General features: G+C 71.3%; 16 protein-coding genes. 6 read left to right on the forward strand and 10 right to left on the reverse strand.

What is annotated here, in order from left to right; genetic code table 11:
- Positions 1-88 precede the first annotated feature (88 nt).
- Positions 89-2,065 carry an amino acid transporter gene (locus tag ACMCNN_RS21220; RefSeq protein WP_412742260.1) on the reverse strand — a complete coding sequence of 659 codons (1,977 nt, stop codon included), beginning with the start codon at positions 2,063-2,065 and terminating at the stop codon, positions 89-91.
- Positions 2,066-2,125: 60 nt separating this feature from the next.
- Between ACMCNN_RS21220 and ACMCNN_RS21225 the strand changes: the two genes are divergently transcribed.
- From ACMCNN_RS21225 to ACMCNN_RS21250, 6 genes are all read left to right on the forward strand, one after another.
- Positions 2,126-2,932, forward strand: a complete 807-nt coding sequence (locus ACMCNN_RS21225) for an SDR family NAD(P)-dependent oxidoreductase (protein ID WP_412742261.1) — start codon at positions 2,126-2,128, stop codon at positions 2,930-2,932.
- Between the two features lie 22 nt (positions 2,933-2,954).
- Positions 2,955-3,929: an EamA family transporter gene (locus ACMCNN_RS21230; protein WP_412742262.1), complete on the forward strand. Its 975-nt coding sequence runs from the start codon at positions 2,955-2,957 to the stop codon at positions 3,927-3,929.
- Positions 3,930-4,089: 160 nt separating this feature from the next.
- Positions 4,090-4,962: an LPXTG cell wall anchor domain-containing protein gene (locus ACMCNN_RS21235; protein ID WP_412742263.1), complete on the forward strand. Its 873-nt coding sequence runs from the start codon at positions 4,090-4,092 to the stop codon at positions 4,960-4,962.
- A 65-nt stretch (positions 4,963-5,027) separates the two neighbouring features.
- Complete coding sequence (locus ACMCNN_RS21240) at positions 5,028-5,516, forward strand: YbaK/EbsC family protein (protein ID WP_412742264.1); 489 nt, start codon at positions 5,028-5,030, stop codon at positions 5,514-5,516.
- Between the two features lie 107 nt (positions 5,517-5,623).
- Positions 5,624-6,307 (forward strand): DUF4232 domain-containing protein, encoded by a 684-nt coding sequence (locus tag ACMCNN_RS21245; protein WP_412742265.1) that lies wholly within the window; start codon positions 5,624-5,626, stop codon positions 6,305-6,307.
- A 13-nt stretch (positions 6,308-6,320) separates the two neighbouring features.
- Positions 6,321-6,830, forward strand: coding sequence for a DinB family protein (locus ACMCNN_RS21250; protein WP_412742266.1), 510 nt, complete (start codon positions 6,321-6,323; stop codon positions 6,828-6,830).
- Positions 6,831-6,847: 17 nt separating this feature from the next.
- On the opposite strand, the gene ACMCNN_RS21255 is transcribed toward ACMCNN_RS21250, so the two are convergent.
- The 9 genes from ACMCNN_RS21255 to ACMCNN_RS21295 form a co-directional block, all read right to left on the reverse strand.
- Positions 6,848-7,750, reverse strand: a complete 903-nt coding sequence (locus ACMCNN_RS21255) for a serine hydrolase domain-containing protein (RefSeq protein ID WP_412742267.1) — start codon at positions 7,748-7,750, stop codon at positions 6,848-6,850.
- A 63-nt stretch (positions 7,751-7,813) separates the two neighbouring features.
- On the reverse strand, positions 7,814-8,602 hold the full coding sequence (locus ACMCNN_RS21260; protein WP_412742268.1) for a thioesterase II family protein: 789 nt from the start codon (positions 8,600-8,602) through the stop codon (positions 7,814-7,816).
- Positions 8,599-9,900, reverse strand: a complete 1,302-nt coding sequence (locus ACMCNN_RS21265) for an ATP-grasp domain-containing protein (protein ID WP_412742269.1) — start codon at positions 9,898-9,900, stop codon at positions 8,599-8,601. Before ACMCNN_RS21265 ends, ACMCNN_RS21260 begins: the two co-directional genes overlap by 4 nt.
- On the reverse strand, positions 9,897-11,852 hold the full coding sequence (locus ACMCNN_RS21270) for an amino acid adenylation domain-containing protein (RefSeq protein ID WP_412742270.1): 1,956 nt from the start codon (positions 11,850-11,852) through the stop codon (positions 9,897-9,899). The genes ACMCNN_RS21265 and ACMCNN_RS21270 overlap by 4 nt, the downstream gene beginning before the upstream one ends.
- Positions 11,842-12,627 (reverse strand): hypothetical protein, encoded by a 786-nt coding sequence (locus ACMCNN_RS21275; RefSeq protein ID WP_412742271.1) that lies wholly within the window; start codon positions 12,625-12,627, stop codon positions 11,842-11,844. Before ACMCNN_RS21275 ends, ACMCNN_RS21270 begins: the two co-directional genes overlap by 11 nt.
- A complete protein-coding gene (locus ACMCNN_RS21280) occupies positions 12,620-14,233 on the reverse strand; it encodes a condensation domain-containing protein (protein ID WP_412742272.1) in 1,614 nt (537 codons plus the stop codon). The genes ACMCNN_RS21275 and ACMCNN_RS21280 overlap by 8 nt, the downstream gene beginning before the upstream one ends.
- A gap of 11 nt (positions 14,234-14,244) precedes the next feature.
- Entirely contained in the window at positions 14,245-15,465 is a 1,221-nt protein-coding gene (locus ACMCNN_RS21285; protein WP_412742273.1) for a cytochrome P450, read from the reverse strand.
- A gap of 40 nt (positions 15,466-15,505) precedes the next feature.
- On the reverse strand, positions 15,506-16,207 hold the full coding sequence (locus tag ACMCNN_RS21290; protein WP_412742274.1) for an SDR family oxidoreductase: 702 nt from the start codon (positions 16,205-16,207) through the stop codon (positions 15,506-15,508).
- 43 nt (positions 16,208-16,250) lie between these two features.
- Positions 16,251-17,495, reverse strand: coding sequence for a cytochrome P450 family protein (locus tag ACMCNN_RS21295; protein WP_412742275.1), 1,245 nt, complete (start codon positions 17,493-17,495; stop codon positions 16,251-16,253).
- Positions 17,496-17,508 lie beyond the last annotated feature (13 nt).

Here is a 17,508-nt window from a genome sequence, read left to right on the forward strand (position 1 = left end):
CCGCGGCGAGTCACCAGGAAGCCTCCGCGCGGGGCCAACCGCACGGACGAAAGGGATCTTCACCTGCGAGAACAGGCGAGGAGGGGCGTCAGCCGCCGACGTGGATACCGGGGCGCTTGGCCGGGTCGGGCTCGCTGGCGCGGATGATCTCGCGGACCACCGGAGCGGTATCACCGCGGCCGAGCAGCAGGTAGCGGAGGAGGTGGACCAGCGGGCGGCCCTCTGCCCACTCGAAGTAGCAGTGCGGCCGCACGCCCGTCGCGTCGCGCAGCGCCAGCAGGATGGCCGCGATCGCGTTCGGGGCAGCCGGGCTCTCGGTGCGCAGGATCCGATGGCCGCCCACCTCGACGCCGTGCACCGCGAGCGCGTTGCTGAACGCCGAGGGGTCGATCACGTCGATCTCCAGGAACAGCACGTCGGCGGCGCGGGGCACCGGGTTCATGCCACGCTGCTCGCGCTCCTTGGCGTCGTACTCGGCGAGGTCGCCGGCCTGGCGGCGGTTGGCGACGATGTTGAGCTCGCCGTCGTGGGCGATGGACTCGGCGATGAAGCGCCGGGCGTCTTCGTCGAACTCGATCCGTTCCGCGCGCAGCTCGGTGGTCCGGGTGATCCGCGAGATCAGCGACACGACGATGATGGCGGCCACGAACATGGCCGAGATGGCGATGCCGTCCGGCTTCTCGATGATGTTGTCGCCGAGGGCGTACAGCAGGACCAGGGTGAGGATCGTGAAACCGATCGTGGCGCCGCGCCGCCGGGCCCGCGCGGCGGAGATCGTCACGGCCACCGCGCCGGAGACCATCATCGCCAGGATGCCGGTGGCGTACGCCCCGGCCTGCGCGTTGACGTCCGCGCGGAACAGCAGCGTGATGCCGATGCTGACGGCGGTGTAGACCAGCACCACTGGGCGTACGGCGCGACCCCACTCGGGGGCCATGCCGTAGCCGGGCAGGTAGCGCGGCACGATGTTGATCAGGCCCGCCATGGCGGAGGCGCCGGCGAACCACAGGATCAGGACGCTGCTGATGTCGTACACCGTGCCGAACGCCTCGCCCAGCTCCTGGTGCGCCAGGTACGCCAGCGCCCGCCCGTAGGCGGGGCCGCCCTCCTCGAACGCCTGGTGCGGGATCAGCACGGTGGTGACGAAGCTGGTGGCGATCAGGTAGACGCTCATGATCAGCGCGGCCACGGTGAGCAGCTTGCGGGTGTTGCGGATCCGCCGTTCGAGCCGCTGCTCGGCGCTCTCGCCCTCGGCGGCGATGAGCGGCATCATGCTGACGCCGGTCTCGAAGCCGGACAGGCCGAGCACCAGCGCCGGGAAGGCGAGGATCGACGGGCCGAGCAGGGCGAAGAATCCGGTGCCGTTCTCGGTCAGCGCGTGCGTCCACGCCGAGAACGCTCCGGGCGTACTGATCACCTCGCCGATGCCCACGACGGTGACCACCGCGTTGAGGGCGAGGAAGATCGCGACCAGCGGGATGGCCAGGCCGACCGCCTCGCTGAAGCCCAGCAGGAACACGAAGCCGAGGACGAGCAGCAGCACGACCGTGATGAGCACGTTGTGCCCGTGCAGGAAGTCCGGGAAGACCGGATTCTCCACCATGTGCACGGTCGCGTCCGCGGCGGACAGCGTGATCGTGATGATCCACGAGGTGGCGACGAAGCCGAGCAGCACCAGCACGAACAGCTTGCCGCGCCAGAACGGCAGCAGGTGTTCGAGCATGGCCACCGAGCCCTGCCCGTGCGGGCTCTCCCGCGCCACCCGCCGGTACATGGGCAGCATGCCGAACAGGGTGAGCGCCACGATGAGGAGCGTGGCCAGCGGCGACAGCGCGCCCGCGGCCAGCGCGGCGATCGCCGGCAGGTAGGAAAGCGTGGAGAAGTAGTCCACGCCGGTGAGACACATCACCTTCCACCACGCCTGCGGCTGGCCGTGCCCCTCCTCCGACTCGGGTCCGACCGGCTGGACGCGGTGCTGCAGCAGCCACCGGCCCACCGCATGCTTGGGCGGCGCCACGGCGTCCGCACGATCTACACAGGCCGGGACATGGATATCGGTGCTCATCGGGTATCAGGATGCACCATGGGGGCGACTTCAACCCCCAAGACCAAGGGGAGGGTACGGATGACACGCACCGTCGTGGTCACGGGCGCGAGTTCCGGGGTGGGACTGGCCGCGGCCAGGCAGTTCGCCCAGCGGGGTGACCAGGTGGTCATGGTGGGCCGCGATCCGCAGCGGCTGGCCGACGCGGTCGCCCGGGTACGCGAGGCCGGCGGCGGCCGCGAGCCGGACGCGCAGCGGGCCGACTTCGCGGTGCTCGACGACGTACGCCGGCTGGCCGAGCACGTGCTGGCCACGTACCCGAAGGTCGATGTGCTGGCCAACAACGCGGGTGGCATCCCCGGCGCCTACCGCCGCACGGTGGACGGCTTCGAGTCGACGATCCAGGGCAATCATCTGGCGGCGTTCCTGCTGACCAGCCTGCTGCGCGAGCCGCTGCGCGGCGGCCGGGTGGTCAACACCGCCTCGGACGCGCACGCGCGCGGCGACGTGGACCCCGACGACTTCGTCTCGTCGCCGGAGCGGTTCAAGATGTGGCAGGCGTACGGCAGCAGCAAGGCCGCGAACATCCTGTTCGCCGCGGAGGCCGCCCGGCGCTGGCCGGACATCGTCTCTGTGTCGTTCCACCCCGGTGTGGTGCGCAGCAACTTCGGCGAGGGTCCGATGTTCCGGCTCTTCTACCGTTATGCGCCGTTCCTCACCACTCCCGAGAAGGCCGGGGCGCTACTGGTGTGGCTGGCCACCGAGGAGGGCCTGACCGACGGCGGCTACTACGTCGGGCACAAACCGGCACGCCCGAGGGGCAGGGCCGCGGACCCGGCGGTGGCCGCCAGACTGTGGGAGACCAGCGCGAAGGCCGTCGGCTTGTAAGGAGTCCCGGTACCCTCGACCCGTGACAGGACGTAGGCCGGCGCTCGGCGTCGCGATGGTGCTCGCCTCCGGGGCGTTGTTCGCGGTCAACGGGACCGTGTCCAAGCTCGTGCTCCGGGCGGGCGTGCCCGCGCCGCAGCTGACGCTGCTGCGCGCCGCGGGCGCGTTCGCCGGCCTGCTGGTCCTGAGCCTGCTGATCCCACCGGGTCCGCGGCGGCTCACGGTGCGCCGCCACGAGGTGCCACTGCTCCTCGGGTACGGGGTGAGCGGCTTCTGCCTCGTACCCATGTTGTATTTCGTCGCGATCAGCCGGATGCCGGTCGGCATCGCCCTGCTGTTCGAATACATGGCGCCGCTGCTCGTGGCGCTGTGGGCGCGCTTCGGCCAGCACCAGCCGGTGCGCCCGCGGCTGTGGGCCGGGCTGGCGCTCAGCCTGGCCGGGCTGGGCTGCGTCGCCGAGGTCTGGGGCGACCTGAGCCTCGACGGGCTGGGGGTGGCCGCCGGGCTGGGCGCGGCCGTGCTGCTGACGTTCTACTACGTGCTGGGCGCCCGCGGCGTGCAGCAGCGCGACACCCTGTCGCTGACCACCTGGGCGTTCGGCGCGGCCGCCGCGGCGGGCCTGCTGATCCTCGCGGTCCTGCCCGGCACGGCCGACTGGAGCGCCCTGTCGCGCAGCGAGGCAGGCATTCCCGTGGCGCTGCTCTGCTGCTCGGTGGTGCTGTTCGGGTCGATCGTGCCGTACATGCTGGTGGCGGGTGCCCTGCGGCACCTGCCCGCGACCAGCGTCGGCATTCTCGGCATGGTGGAGCCGGTGATCGCCGCGGCCGTCGCGTGGCTGGCGCTGGGCAGCGGGGAGGCGCTGAACACGGCCCAGCTCGCGGGCGGCACCCTGGTGCTGGCCGGGGTGACCCTGGCCGAGACCGCCCGGATCGCCCCCGAGCCAGAGCCGCTCTCCCCCGAGCCGCTGGCGACCGCGGCCCGGCCCGGCGAACGCTGACCCGTTTCGCTCTTTGCCCACCTCCTTGCTGCGACGCATCGGCGGCTGACCGAAGTGGGCGGCCCAGAGTGATCTTCACTGCATGGGTCCGGACGATGCCGCACGACTTCGAAGGCGGTCTGTATGGTGTGCCCGTCGTCAGCCATCGGGGGAGTTAAACGTGCAGATCCGTTCTCTGTTGTCAGTGTCCGCAGCGGTGCTCGTCGGCGCCTTGAGTCTTTCCCCAGCCGCACACGCGGCCGAGGGCGACACCGACCGCCTGATCGCGCTCACCGCGCAGAACCCGACGGAGAACGGGACCTCGTATGAGGTCAAGCCGGGTGGAACCGTAGCGGTCGAGGCAGGCGTGGCCAACCTCGACGACAAGCCGGTCACCGGCCTGGTCGTGCACCTGTGGTTCATCGGCAGTGAGCAGAGACTGACCGACAACTTCAGCAACTGCCAGTACTACCTCGACGGCACCCGGCAGGGCGCCTGGTGCGAGTTCGACCAGGAATTGGCGGCGGGAGGGAAGTACTCGCTCCCGCCGCTGCACGTCTCCGTTCCCGACGACGCCAAGGAGACCCGCACACTCGTCGAGGTGGTCTTCCCGAAGGAGTACGCGGACAGTCGGGGCGGTATCGCCGCTCTGGCCAAGTCCGACGGGGACAAGCCAGGGGCGGCCGGCACCGGCGCCGCAGCGCGTCTGGTGGAGGGGACGAACCTGACGCCGTCCAAACACACTGCCTCGGTCTCGTTCATCTACTTTCACCTGAACCTGCCGACCGCCCCGACCGGTCCCTCGGCCCACGCCACGCCGAGCACACCGGCCAGCGTCTCCGCCACGCCCACCTCCGCCGCGCCCACCTCCGCCACGCCGACCTCCGCCGGGGCCACAGCGGCGGCCGGTCAGGGCGGAGGGACCAACACCGGGGGCCTGGCCGTGACCGGAAGCAACGTCGCCGTAGTGGCCGGCGTCGGCGCGGTGCTGCTGGTCGGCGGCGTGGCCGCCTTCCTGCTGACCCGCCGGCGCCGCGACAGGTTCACCGCCTGACGCCGCACCGCGTCGTACCCGTGTCGGCTGCCCGCCGAGCACCGCACGGCAGGCAGAATGGCCCGGTGGAGAACCATCCGAACGTGCAGGCCGTCCGGGAGGCGCTGCGGGCCGCGGACGCACGGACCACCGACGGCGCCACCCCCGAGGTGGTCGTCCTGGACGAGGCCGTGCACACCGCGGCCGCGGCAGCCGCAGCGCTCGGAGTCGAGGTCGGGCAGATCGCCAACTCACTGATCTTCGACGCGGACGGCGCGCCCCTGCTCGTGCTCACCTCCGGCGCGCACCGGGTCGACACCGCGAAGGTCGCGGCCGGGCTGGGCATCGCCAAACTGCGGCGGGCCACACCGGAGTTCGTCCGGCAGCACACCGGTCAGGCGATCGGCGGGGTCGCTCCCGTGGGGCACCCGAAGCCGGTACGGACCCTGGTCGACACGGCCCTCGCGCAGTATCCGGTGATCTGGGCAGCGGGCGGGGTGCCCCGTGCGGTCTTCCCCACCACGTACCCGGAACTGCTGCGTGTCACGGCCGGGACAGCCGCGGACGTCGCGTAGGCGGCTCCCGGGTTCGTGCCAGGTGCGGGCGCGACATCCGTACGGCGGGGATCGAGTGATCAAGATGAGTGGCGTACGACGTGCCACCCATCCCAAGGAGTCCTCGAATGAAGTACCGCACTGTTCGCGTCGCCGCCCTTGCCGCGGTCGGCCTGGGCCTTGCACTCACCCAGCAGGCGTGCGCGAGCGGAGTGACCGTCTCTTCCGAGCCCACGGCCGTCGCCCCGGCCGTCGGCGGCTCCGAGGCGCCCTCGCCGTCGGCCAGCGGCCCGGTGCGCAGCGGCAAGACCGGCCAGCCGATCAGCACCGGGAACGGCGGCTCCGGCCAGACCGGCAGCACCGTGGCGGTCTGCCGCTCGAAGGACGTGAAGGTCGACGTCAACTACCAGCCGCACAGCGACGGCGAGACGACCCGCAAGGCGCTGGTGGCGTTGACGAACAGCTCGGGCCGGACGTGCAAGGTGGACGGCCGCGTGGCGATCTCGCTGGTCAACGCCGCCGACGAGGTCGTCGACGTACCGGTCAAGGAGGTCGACGAGCCCGGCGAGGCCGTTCCGATCACGCTGAAGCCCGGCCGCACCGCGTTCGAGGGCATCAAGTGGACCGTGTGCGACAAGAGTGACTCCGACTGCGGCGTCGGCAATACCCTGCGGTACAACCTGGAAGCCAGCACCGACGGGCCCGTCGCGAATCTCATCGGTTTCCCGGCGCCGGAGAAGAGCAACATCACGATGAAGTCGCTGAGCATCGGCACGCTGCAGCCCAGCACGCAGGGTGTGGTCGTCTGGTGACGATAATGGCGGAATGACGATGCCTTTCCCCTCACCGACGGGGCCCGCCGCAGGGCGCACCGACGTGTTCCTGCGCTACCTCGACTACTTCCGGGAGCGGGTGGTGTGGAAGGTGTCCGCGTTGCCCGACGACGAGCTGCGCAGCAGCAGGCTTCCGTCCGGATGGACTCCGCTGGAGCTGCTCAAGCACCTGCGCTACGTCGAGCTGCGCTGGATCGTGTGGGGCTTTGAAGGGCAACCCGTCGAGGAACCGTGGGGTGACCGGCGCGACGACCGCTGGTACGTCGCCCCCGACGAGACGCGCGACGCCCTGGTCGCGGCGCTGCGCGCCCAGGGCGAGCACACCCGGGTCGTGGTCGAGGGCCACGACCTCACGACGGTGGGCGCCCCCGGCCCGCGGTGGGACGGCGCGCCACCGGCCTCACTGGAGCGGGTGCTGTTCCATCTCATGCAGGAGTACGCCCGGCACCTCGGACACCTCGACATCGTCGCCGAACTCGCGAGCGTCCCGGCCGACGAGTAGGACATGACGCTTTGCGTTCAGGTCAGCCGGTCCAGGACCAGTTCGTGCACCGCGTCGAGGAGATCCTGGTCGTGGTCCGAGTGCGCGGTCACCGTCACCACGGTCCGCTTCGGCGGGCTGACGAGTGCATATTGTCCGTAGCGGCCGTCCATGCGGTAGACGCCGGATCGGTCGATCCACACCCCGAGGCCGTAGCCGTAGGTCCACCGTTCCCCGTACGTGACGTCGGCGGTGTCGACGGATTCCGTCGTCATCCGCCGCACGTACGTCTCCGGCAGCACCCGGCGATCGCCCCATCGGCCCTCCTGCAGGAGCAACCGCGCGACGCGGGCGAGTTCATGGGTACGCAGAAAGAGGTCGCTCTCGGCGAACGGGTGGCCCAGCGGGCAGGTGTGCCATGCCGGGTTGGACAGATCCAGCGGCAGGAACAGCCGGGGAAGCAGGTAGGAACGCAGGTCCGCGCCGGTGACCCGCGCGATGACACGTCCGATCGCGTACGCCCCGGAGCCGGTGTAGGCGAAGCGGGTTCCCGGTGCGGCCTCCAGCGGCGCAGCGACGATGTCGTGGAGCAGGTCCGCGGCGTCGATGCGTTCGTCGGCGAACCATCGGTGGCTCGTGCCGCTGGTCATCGTGACCAGGTGGCGCAGCGTCACGTCCCCGACGCCGTCGGCCGCGATCGTCCGGAGTTCCGGGAGATGGTCGAGGAGCCGATCGTCGAGCGCGACCCGTCCCTCGGCCTCGGCGAGCCCGAGCGCGATCGAGGTGAACGTCTTCGCGACGGAGTAGAGATTGACCCGGTCGTCGGACCGGAACCGGTGCTCGACCGGCTCCCTGCCCTCGCGGTACAGATGGATTCCGTACGTGCCCAAACCGCGCTCGCGGTCGGCACGGATGTAGTCGTCGAGCAGGGCGTCGTCCACCGACGAATCGTATGTAGGCCGCCCGGGCCCCGGCACGACCCGCACCCCGTGTGTCGCACGCCCTCAGCCGACTGAGTACGTCTCATCCTGAGCACCCGCTGCGGTGCCGGACAAGACCAGCTCGACCACCCGCGCCAGGTGCGGTACCAGGTAGAAGTGCCCGCCCTCGACGATCTCCCGGCGGAACCGCCCGGTGGTGTACTCCCGCCACGGCTCGACCATGTCGGCGGTGACCGTCGGGTCGTCGCGGCTCCAGACGGCAGTGACCGGCATGCGTACCGGGGCGGGAGCCATCCGCCGGTAGGACCCGTTGAGCCGGTAGTCGTGCCGGAGGAGGCTGACGAGGATCGCGCGATACTGCGGGTCGTCGAGCAGCACCGCCGGGGTGCCGCCGAACCGGCGTACCGACCGCAGGATCTCCTCCTCGGTCTGCGGTGTGCGGCCGGCCGGGCGCAGGCCCGGGGCGCAACGGCAGGAGACGAAGAGTTCGGCGCAGCCGGTTTCGCCCTGCTGTTCGAGGGCCAGTGCGGCCTCGTACGCGACCGCCGCACCCATGCTGTGCCCGAACAGCACCGTCCGCGGCCGCTGGTGTGCGGCATGGCGCAGGGCGGCGGCCGCCTCACCGGCCATCGCGGTGAGGGAGGCCGGCAGCGGTTCGGTGAACCGGGTCTCCCGGCCCGGGTACTGCACGATCTGCAGCTCCACATCGGCCGGCAGCATCCGGTGCCAGGCCCGGTAGAAGCTGGCCGCGCCGCCGGCGTGCGGAAACACCACCAGACGCCGTTCCGCGCCGGGCCGGGGTCTGGGGACGACCACCCCACGCGTGAGGCCGGGCCCGGCAAGCGTGGTCACGGGAGTCTCCTGAGCGGCGCGAGGGCCCGCGCCGACAGGGTCCGCTGCCGGCCGTCGTGGAAGGTGAAACGGTAGGACAGGACGTCCTTCAGCCGGTCGATCTGCGCCGCCATCGCCCGATGGTCGTCCGCGTCGCCGCAGACCAGGTCCAGCGGGTTCGTCATCACCCCGGCGTCGATCCGTTCACCGGGCTTCAGGTACGGCACGTACCGGGTGATGCCAGGTATGCCTGCCACGTCCCGGCCGCCGCTGGCCTCGTCCAGGGACACCGCGTCCAGCGGTGCGGGGCTGCGGAACTGCCAGAAGACGCGCGACGGGATCGGCGGCACATCGTCGACGGGACGGCCGAGCGCGATGCCGGCCGCGATCCGGACCAGGTCGATGCCGGTCGCCCGGCGGGAGAGCTCGTTGAGGTGACCGCCGAGGCGGCCGTTGACTTCGATGATGCGCGGGCCGTCGGCGGTCAGCTTCACCTCGGTGTGGGTGACGCCGAGCTGGATCTCCAACGCTTCCAGTGCCTTCGTCGTCAGGTCCAGGATGCGTGCGCGCTCGCCGGGTGCTGCGCAGGCCGGCCAGAACTGGCCCACTTCACGGAACGGTTCGGCCTGCGGCAGCTTGCCGGTCACCGCCAGATGCCGGATCCGGCCCTGAACCACGGCGCTCTCCACCGACACGTAGTCGCCGACGGGCAGGGTGTCGCGACCGCGGAGAAGTTCCTCCAGAACCAGACCGTACGCGGCGTCCACGCCATCGAGCAGCTGTGTCGCCAGGCGCAGGCCGGTGTCCGGGTCGTCGATCGGGTAGGTGTCCCGGCTGCCGCCGCCCCGCAGCGGTTTCAGCACCGCGGGCAGGCCCACCGTACGCAGCGCCCGGGGCCAGTCGGCGAGGCGGTGGATCGGGGCGCTGCGGGTGGTGTCGACGCCGCGCATGCGCAGCCGTTCCCGCTGGGCGTACTTGTCGGTGAGCAGTCGGGTCGTGGCGAGGCTGTGGTACGGCAGCGACAGCCGGTCGGCCAGGGCCGCCGTACGGGGAACCATCTTCTCGCTGAACGTGACGATCCCGCCCAGCTTCCGGCCGCGCAGCGCGGACACGTCGGCCCCGATGTCGTCGGCCAGTACCCGCGCCTCGCCGAGCTGGCGCATGACGGGCAGCAGGCGCTGCGCATGGTCCGACGGCGCGACCAGGAACAGGGTCGGCGCGAGCGGCGCGATGGCGGTGACCGCCTCCACCGGGTGGACGGCGCCCTTGTCGTAGACGACAGCGAGCGGGCGTGGATCGTCGGTCGGGTGCGTGCTCATCCGACGAGACTGTCCTTTCTGGCGCGGATGAGGCCCGCCAGATCGGCGAGCACCGACTCCGTCAGGACCTCCTCCATGGTGATCGTGGTGGCCAGCTCGGCGGCGGCCCGGCGACGCAACCGGAACGCGAGCAGCGAGTTGCCGCCGAGCGCGAAGAAGTCGTCCAGCACGCTCACCGTCTCGACGCCCAGCAACTCCCGCCAGAGCCGGGCCAGGTACGCCTCGATCTCGTCGCGCGGTGCGACGGCGTCCCGCCGGTGGCGCAGTTCCTCCTGTGCCATCGCCAGCAGCTGTGCGGTGTCCCGCTTGCCGTGGCCGTTGGCGGGGATTCGCGCGATGACGGCGAACGCCGCGGGCACCAGGTAGTCCGGCAGCACGGCTTCGGCGTGCGCGCGGAGTCCCGGCAGTGTCACGTCGTCACCGGTGACCAGCGCGACCAGGTGCTTGCCGTCGCCTTCCCCGGCGGCCACCACGGCGACGTCGCGTACGCCGGGGAACCGGGCGAGGGTGCGCTCGACCTCGCGCGGCTCCACCCGGTACCCGCGAATCTTCACCTGGTCGTCGACTCGTCCGAGGAATTCCAGCTGACCGTCCTCGTCGCGCCGGGCGAGGTCACCTGTCGCGTAGATCCGGCCGCCGCCGGTGGTGAAGGGATCGGGCAGGAACCGGGACGCGGTGAGGCCGGGGCGGCCGAGGTATCCGCGGGCCACCCCGGCGCCGCCGATGAACAGCTCGCCCGGCTGGCCGTCGGGCACGGGACGCCGGTCGGCGTCGAGCAGGTGGACCTGCGCCCCCGCGAGCGGCGCGCCGATCGGAATGCTGGCCCGGGCGGCGCTGTCCGGCGTGATCCGGTGGGAGGTGCAGGCCGTCGTCGCTTCGGTGGGGCCGTACAGATTGGAGAATGTGCCGTCGAACGAGCTGTTCAGCAGCTCCCGGCAGGCGGCGGGAAGGATCACGTCGCCGCCGGTGTGCAGAATCCGCAGGCCCGCGAAGGCTTCCGGGTCCTCCCGGGCGATGTGGTTGACGGCCATGGTCGGCGCCAGCATGGCCGTGATGCCGTGCCGGGAGAGTTCGTGTCGTGGGTCTCCGGCGACGAGGTCGGTCACCGTGGGCAGCACGACGATCTCCGCTCCGCTGGTCAGCGTGTTCCACGCCTCGAAGGTGAAGGCGTCGAAGGACAGGCTCGACACGTGCGCCACCCGGTCGTGCGGGGTGAGCGCGGGCAGGGCCGGATTGCGGGCGAAGTACACGAGGTTGCGGTGCTCCAGCACGATCGCCTTCGGCGTACCGGAGGAACCGGAGGTGAAGAGGACACAGGCGGCGTGGCACCCGCAGACGTCGGGGCCGCCCGCCGCCGCGCCCGGCGTGGTCAGTTCGTCCACGGTGGCGTACTGGACGTCGGCGTCGTCCGCTTCCGTGCGCAGCGTCGGCGTGGTGATCACCAGCCGGGCGCCGCTGTCGCCGACCATGAGGGTGCGCCGGGCGGCCGGATAGCGGGTGTCGACCGGCACGTACGCCGCTCCCGCCTTGAGGATCGCCAGCAGCGCGACGAAGACGTCGGCGCCGCGGGGCAGGTGAACGGCCACCCGGTCGCCGTGCTCCACTCCGCGGGCCCGGAGGCCCGCCGCGACGGCGTCGGACCGCCGGTCCAGGTCGCGGTACGTCAGGGTGTGGTCGGCGTCGCGTACGGCCGGCCGGTCGCCGTGGCGGCGCACCACGTCCGCGACGAGCTGGGGAATCGTCCGCTGCGGGCACGACGCGGGGTCGGGACGGCGCGGGCCGTCCGGGTCCGCCTCGACGGCGGCCAGGCACTCGGCGTAGCGGGCCTGACGCCCGACCCGCGTCCAGCCGCCGGGTACCGGCCGGTCGGCGGGCCAGATGCTGAGGTGGCCGTGCATCGACCGGACCACGGTGAAGGGCGCGGTGCTCTCCTCCCAGCTGTCAGCTCGCACGGCAGTTCTCCCTCCGCAGGATCGACAGGACGGCCGCAGCGACCTCCGGGTGCCGCAGGAGATCGTCGCGTTCCGCGGCGATCCGGATCGTCTCCGTGTGGCTGGCACCCGGCCATTCGGCGCCGCTCTCGTGGTGCCGGGACACGATCTGTACGGCCGGTCCGCCCCACGCGGGCCACGAGGCGTTGTGCCCGGCGATGAGGTGGCTCAGCCAGTCCAGGTAGTAGGTGGCGAACATCTCGGCCTCGGCACGGGCGGTCGCCGGATCCACGGAGCCGTCCCGGGATGCCCGGTCGCCCAGCTCCAGCAGCCCCTCGAACATGCGCTGGCGTACCTGCTGCGGCCGGACCCGCAGGTCGCCCGGGTCGACGGCCGGGGGCGTACGGTGTGCGGGATCCACCCCCAGCAGCTCGCCCAGTTTCCCGGCGGCCAGCAGGTATTCCGCCTGCACCGCCGCGGCCGTGGCTGGCTCACCGTCGAACAGCACCAGGGGCACCGGGACACCCGTCCGCGCGTGCAGGGTGGCCGCCACCTCCTGGGCGATCGGGGCGGCCGCGCAGTATGCCAGGACCGCGCGCACGTCGGCGCCGAACGGGCCGTGCCGGCGCCACAGCTGATCGGCGTAGCCGGCCGCGGTCAGCTCCCGGGGGTACGGCGACGTGAGCAGGTTGTGGACGGTGAAGCCCCGGGTTTCCAGGCCGAGGGCGGACACCGGGGCCTGCGCCCGCCGCCCGACGAAGTCACACACGAGAACGCTGCCCTGGAGGTCACCCATGGTCCGCCCCCGCGACGGGCTCGCCGGTGACCAGCCGCTCCAGCGTCGTGCGGTGCAGTTCGGCGAGTGCGGCCAGCTCGTCCGACGGCCAGCGGGCCGGGTCGGCCGAGAAGTCCAGCCGCAGCCCTGTGCCGTCCGGATTCTGCACGGCGTCGATGATCAACGGGAAGCTGACCTTGTCGTGGATCTCCCGCGATCCGTGCGGCATCACACCCGAGGTGTGCAGTCGCTGCTCCAGCCGGAAATGCACGTAGTTGAAGGTGGCGTCGTACAGGTGCCGGCCGTTCATCCGCTTGATCTCGGCGTACGGGAAGCGCCGGTGCGGGAAGAGATCCTGCTCGGCCTGGCGTACCCGGCGCACGAACGTCCCGCCGTCGCGGCACACCGCCACCGCGATCGGCACCACGTTGAGGAAGAGCCCGATCATCTCGTCCCCGCCGGCCTCCTCCACGCGCCCGTTGCAGACCAGACCGGTGACCGGCACGGCGGCGCCGTCGCGGGCATGCCGGGCGGCGAGGTGCGCCGCCAGCAGAACCGACTTCACGGGTACGCGCTGGGCCGCGGCGAAGTCGGTGACCTGCCGCCACCGGTCGGCGGCCACGGATACCGAGACGCGGTGCCGGGCGCTGCTGCGCTGCTCGGGTTCGGCGACGGCCGGCAGGTCGCGAGTGCGGGAGGTCCAGTACTCGCGGGACACCGGCGAGTCGACGGCCTCGCGTTCGAGGCGGACGAACTCGGCCATGTCCGGGCGGGATCCGGCCGGCTCGGGCTGCCGGCCCGAGCGCAGCGCCGCGTAGCTGTCGATCAGTTCGGTGATGAAGACGGTGTCACTCCAGCCGTCCATGATGGCGTGGTGGAAGCCGTACGTGATCTGGAAGGCGTCGTCGGACAGGACCGTCACGGCCACCCGGAGCAGCGGACCGTGCTCCACGTCGAAGGGTTCGCTCGCGTACGCGAGGTCACTGCGCAGCGGCTGCGCCGCGTGCTGCCCGGTGGAGTCCGTGGACCGCAGCGGGATCGTGGCCGACCGGGCGACGAGTTGGAGCACGGCGCTGTAGTCGGACAGGTTGATCGAGGTGCGGAGCGATTCGTGCCGGTCCGCCAGCATGTCGAGCGCCCGCCGCATGGCCGACTCGTCGTAGGACAGCATGATCCGGCGGGAGATCACGTCGTGGTAGAGCGACTCGTCCTGGGCGATCCCCTCGAAGATCAACCCCTCCTGGAGCATGCTCGCCGGGTAGGCCCGTTCCACCTGAGCGGGGAGTCTGTCCAGGTCGTCCGGGCTGAGCAGCCCGGACGCCGCCGGCCCGGAGTGGGCCGCCGGCCGCGCGGGCCCGCCTCCCGCCACCAGTTGCCGGATGGTCGGGCGTTCGAACAGATCGGTCAGCCCGATCGGGATGCCGTGCTTCTCGGCCTCGACGATCGCCTTGATCGCCATGAGTGAGTCGCCGCCGAGCACGAAGAAGTCGTCGTCGAGGCCGATCTCGTCGACCCCGAGCACCCGCGCCCAGACGCGAGCGAGCGTGTCCTGCTCCGGCGTACCGGCGGGGGTGGCCCGGCCCGGCGCCTGCCCGGCGCCGGCGTCGATGACATCACGGATGACCATGCGGTTGCCTTTCACGCGAGTCGCACCGGGAGGCTGCTGAAGCCGTGGAGGAAGCTGGAGTAGATCGGCACCGGCGGCCCGGTCCGGGTCAGCGTGGTCACCTCTTCCCGAAGCGCCTCGAACAGCGATCCGATCTCGACCCGGGCGAGGTGCGCGCCGATGCAGAAATGCGATCCGTACAGGAAGGAGAGGTGCCGGTTCGGGGAGCGGGTGAGGTCGAACCGTCCCGGCTCGGGGAACTCGGTCTCGTCGTTGTTGGCGGAGTTGAGCCAGGCGACGACGGCATCCCCGGCATCGATGACCTGTCCGGCGAGGGTGGTGGGCACCATCGCGGTCCGGCCCACGTGGATCGCCGGCGTGGTCCAGCGCAGGATCTCCTGAACGGCGGGCTCCACCGGCAGGCCGTCGCGCCAGGACCGCCACTGGTCGGGGTGCTGAATCATCGCCTGGACACCGCCGATCATCGCGAGCCGGGCCGTCTCGTCCCCGCCCATGATCAGGCTGTAGCAGTTGAGCACCACCTCGTCGAGGGAGATCGGCTCCCCGTCGATGTCGCCGTTGACCATCAAGGTGATGAGGTCCGGATACTCCCCCTCCGGCGGGCGCCCGAGCCGGGTGCCGGCCAGCTTGGCGAAGTAGAGCAGCAACTGGCCCTTGGCGTTGCGCGCCGCGGCGTCACCCGCCGCCAGCCGTACGGAGCTGAGCGCCGAGCTGGTGTGTTCCAGGATGAACGGGCGGTCCCGCTCCGGCACACCGAGCAGGTCACAGATGCCCTGGAGCGGGATGTGCGCCGCCACGTCGCGGGCGAAGTCGCCGCCGCCCGCCCGCCGTGCCCGGTGGATCAGCGCCCGGGATCGGGCCCGGATCCGGTCGGACACGGCGGCGAGCCTGTTCGGGGTCAGTCCCTGCCACAGCAGCCGGCGTACCCCGGCATGCCGTGGCCCGTCGCTGACCGCGAGCATCCGCCCGGCTGCCGAGTCACCGGAGTGCAGTAGCGTGTCCATGACGTTCCCGCCGGTGGAGCCGAACGTGTCAGCATCGCGGCAGACGGCGACCACGTCGGCGTACCGGGTGACGGACCAGAAGCCCCGGCGTGCCCCGCGTGGTGGATGCCAGGCGACGGGTTGTTCCCGGCGCAGGCGCTGGAACAACGGCAGTGCGCCGTCTCCGATGTGGGTCAGCGGATCCGCAAGGTCGATCTCCGTCATCGGATCCGGCGCATGGCCTGTCATGAAGTCCTCCCCCGTTGGTGTTTCCTGGTGTGATCAGGTGCTAGACGCCCTGACCGATCGGCCTGATGACCACGGTGTTCACGTCCACGCCCCGGGGCTGGCCGAGAGCCCACAGCACGGAGTCCGCGAGGTGCTCGGGCGTGAGGTTGAGCCCCTGCGGGGCGCCGCCGACGGGCTCCCAGAAGTTGGTGTCGACCCGGCCGGGGGCGATCAGCGTCACGCCGATGCCGTCGCCGGTCACCATGCGGCGGGTGTTCTCGGCCAGGCCGGTGACCGCCCACTTGGTGACGCCGTAGATGTTGCCCGGCGTGTGCACCAGGCCCGCGACGCTGCCGATCAGGACGATCCGGCCCTGGCTCTCCTTCAGCGCGGGCAGCGCCGCACGGATCAGCAGCGCCGGGCCGAGCACGTTGGTCAGCACCATGTCGCGCCACTGCCGGGGGTCGCCGTCCGCGAGGCTGTCGTGGGTGGCGAATCCCGCGTTGGCGACCACATTGTCCAGCCGGCCGTACTTGTCGACCGTCGCCTTGACGACGGACTCGACGGCGTCCCAGTCGCCGGCGTCGGCGTTGAGCGCGAGCAACGATTCCGGCGCACCGGCGTCATCGACGAAGCGGCGCAGGCGGTCGGCGTCGCGGCCGGTGACGCAGACCCGCTGCCCCTGGTCGAGCAGGCGGCGCGCGGTGGCCGCGCCGATTCCGCTGGTGCCGCCGGTGATGAGGGTGACGGGAGAGTCGGTCATGCATTACTCCTCAAAGATGTATGAATGCGACAATGCTTCGTCGTCACCGTAGCGCGCGCCGGATGCGCACCGGCACTGTCACCAGGCCGCGGCTGATGGAGCTGTCAGCGACCCAGGTCAATTCGTGTACGGGCACCGCCAGCTCCAGCTCCGGCAACCGGCGCAGCAGCGTGCTGAACGCCACCTGCCCCTCCAGCCGGGCCAGCGGGGCGCCCGCGCAGAAGTGCGCCCCGTGCCCGAAGGCCAGGTGCCGGTTCGGGGACCGGGTGATGTCGAATCGATCCGGTTCCGCGAACGCGGAAGGGTCGCGGTCGGCGGCGGCCACCGACAGATGCACGAAGCTCCCCTTCGGAATGTGCATGCCGCCGAGTTCCAGGTCCTCGGCGGCGACCCGGAACGTGCCCCTGTCGACCGATCCCTCGTACCGGAGGAATTCCTCGACCGCCGAGGTGACCAGCACCGGGTCGTCACGCAGCCGGCGCAGCTGCTCGGGATGGGTCAGCAGCGCGGCGGTGCCGTTGCCGATGAGATTCGCTGTCGTCTTGTGGCCGGCGATGATCAGGAAGACGATCGTCGAGATGAGTTCCTCGTCGGTGAACATGCCGTCCTCATCGGCGGCGCGGACCAGGTCACTGGTCAGGTCCTCACGAAGGTCACCGCGACGCGTCGCTATCGTCTTCGCCAGATAGGCGACCACCTCGTCGTTGACCGTCCGGCGCTCCTGGAGGTCGGCGTCGTCCTGGGCCGGTGACTGGCTCAGCACGTGACCCCACTTCTGGAACTGCGGCCAGTCCTCGTAGGGCACGCCGAGGAAGTCGCAGATCACCATCAACGGCAGCGGGAACGCGAACGCGCTGATCAGGTCGATCTTGCCGGAGGCCGGGAACGCGTCGATCAGCTCGTCGGTGAAGCGCTGGATCCGTGGCCGCAGACGTTCCAGCCGCCGCGGCAGGAACGCCCGGCCGACCAGTCTGCGCAGCCGGGTGTGCTCGGGCGGATCGGCCAGCAGCATGTTGCTGGCGAGCACCGGGCTGCTGCTGACCGCCTTCTCGCGAAACCAGTCGGGTGCGTGGTCGAGCCGCTTGGACAGTCGTGGATCGTTGAAGGCGCGTTCCACGTGGTCGTAGTCGACCACCACGAACGCCCGGGCACCCGCCGGATAGTCGATCCGGTGCACCGGGCCGGCCGCCCGCAGCGCCGCGAACCCGGTGTGCGGGTCGGCGCCGGGGGCGGTGAAGACCTCGGCCGGGACGACGGTCCCGGCGATGTCCGAGCGGTTCTCCGGCATGGTGTCTCCTCGG

Source organism: Krasilnikovia sp. MM14-A1004 (assembly GCF_047159485.1).
Lineage (GTDB): Bacteria > Actinomycetota > Actinomycetes > Mycobacteriales > Micromonosporaceae > Actinoplanes.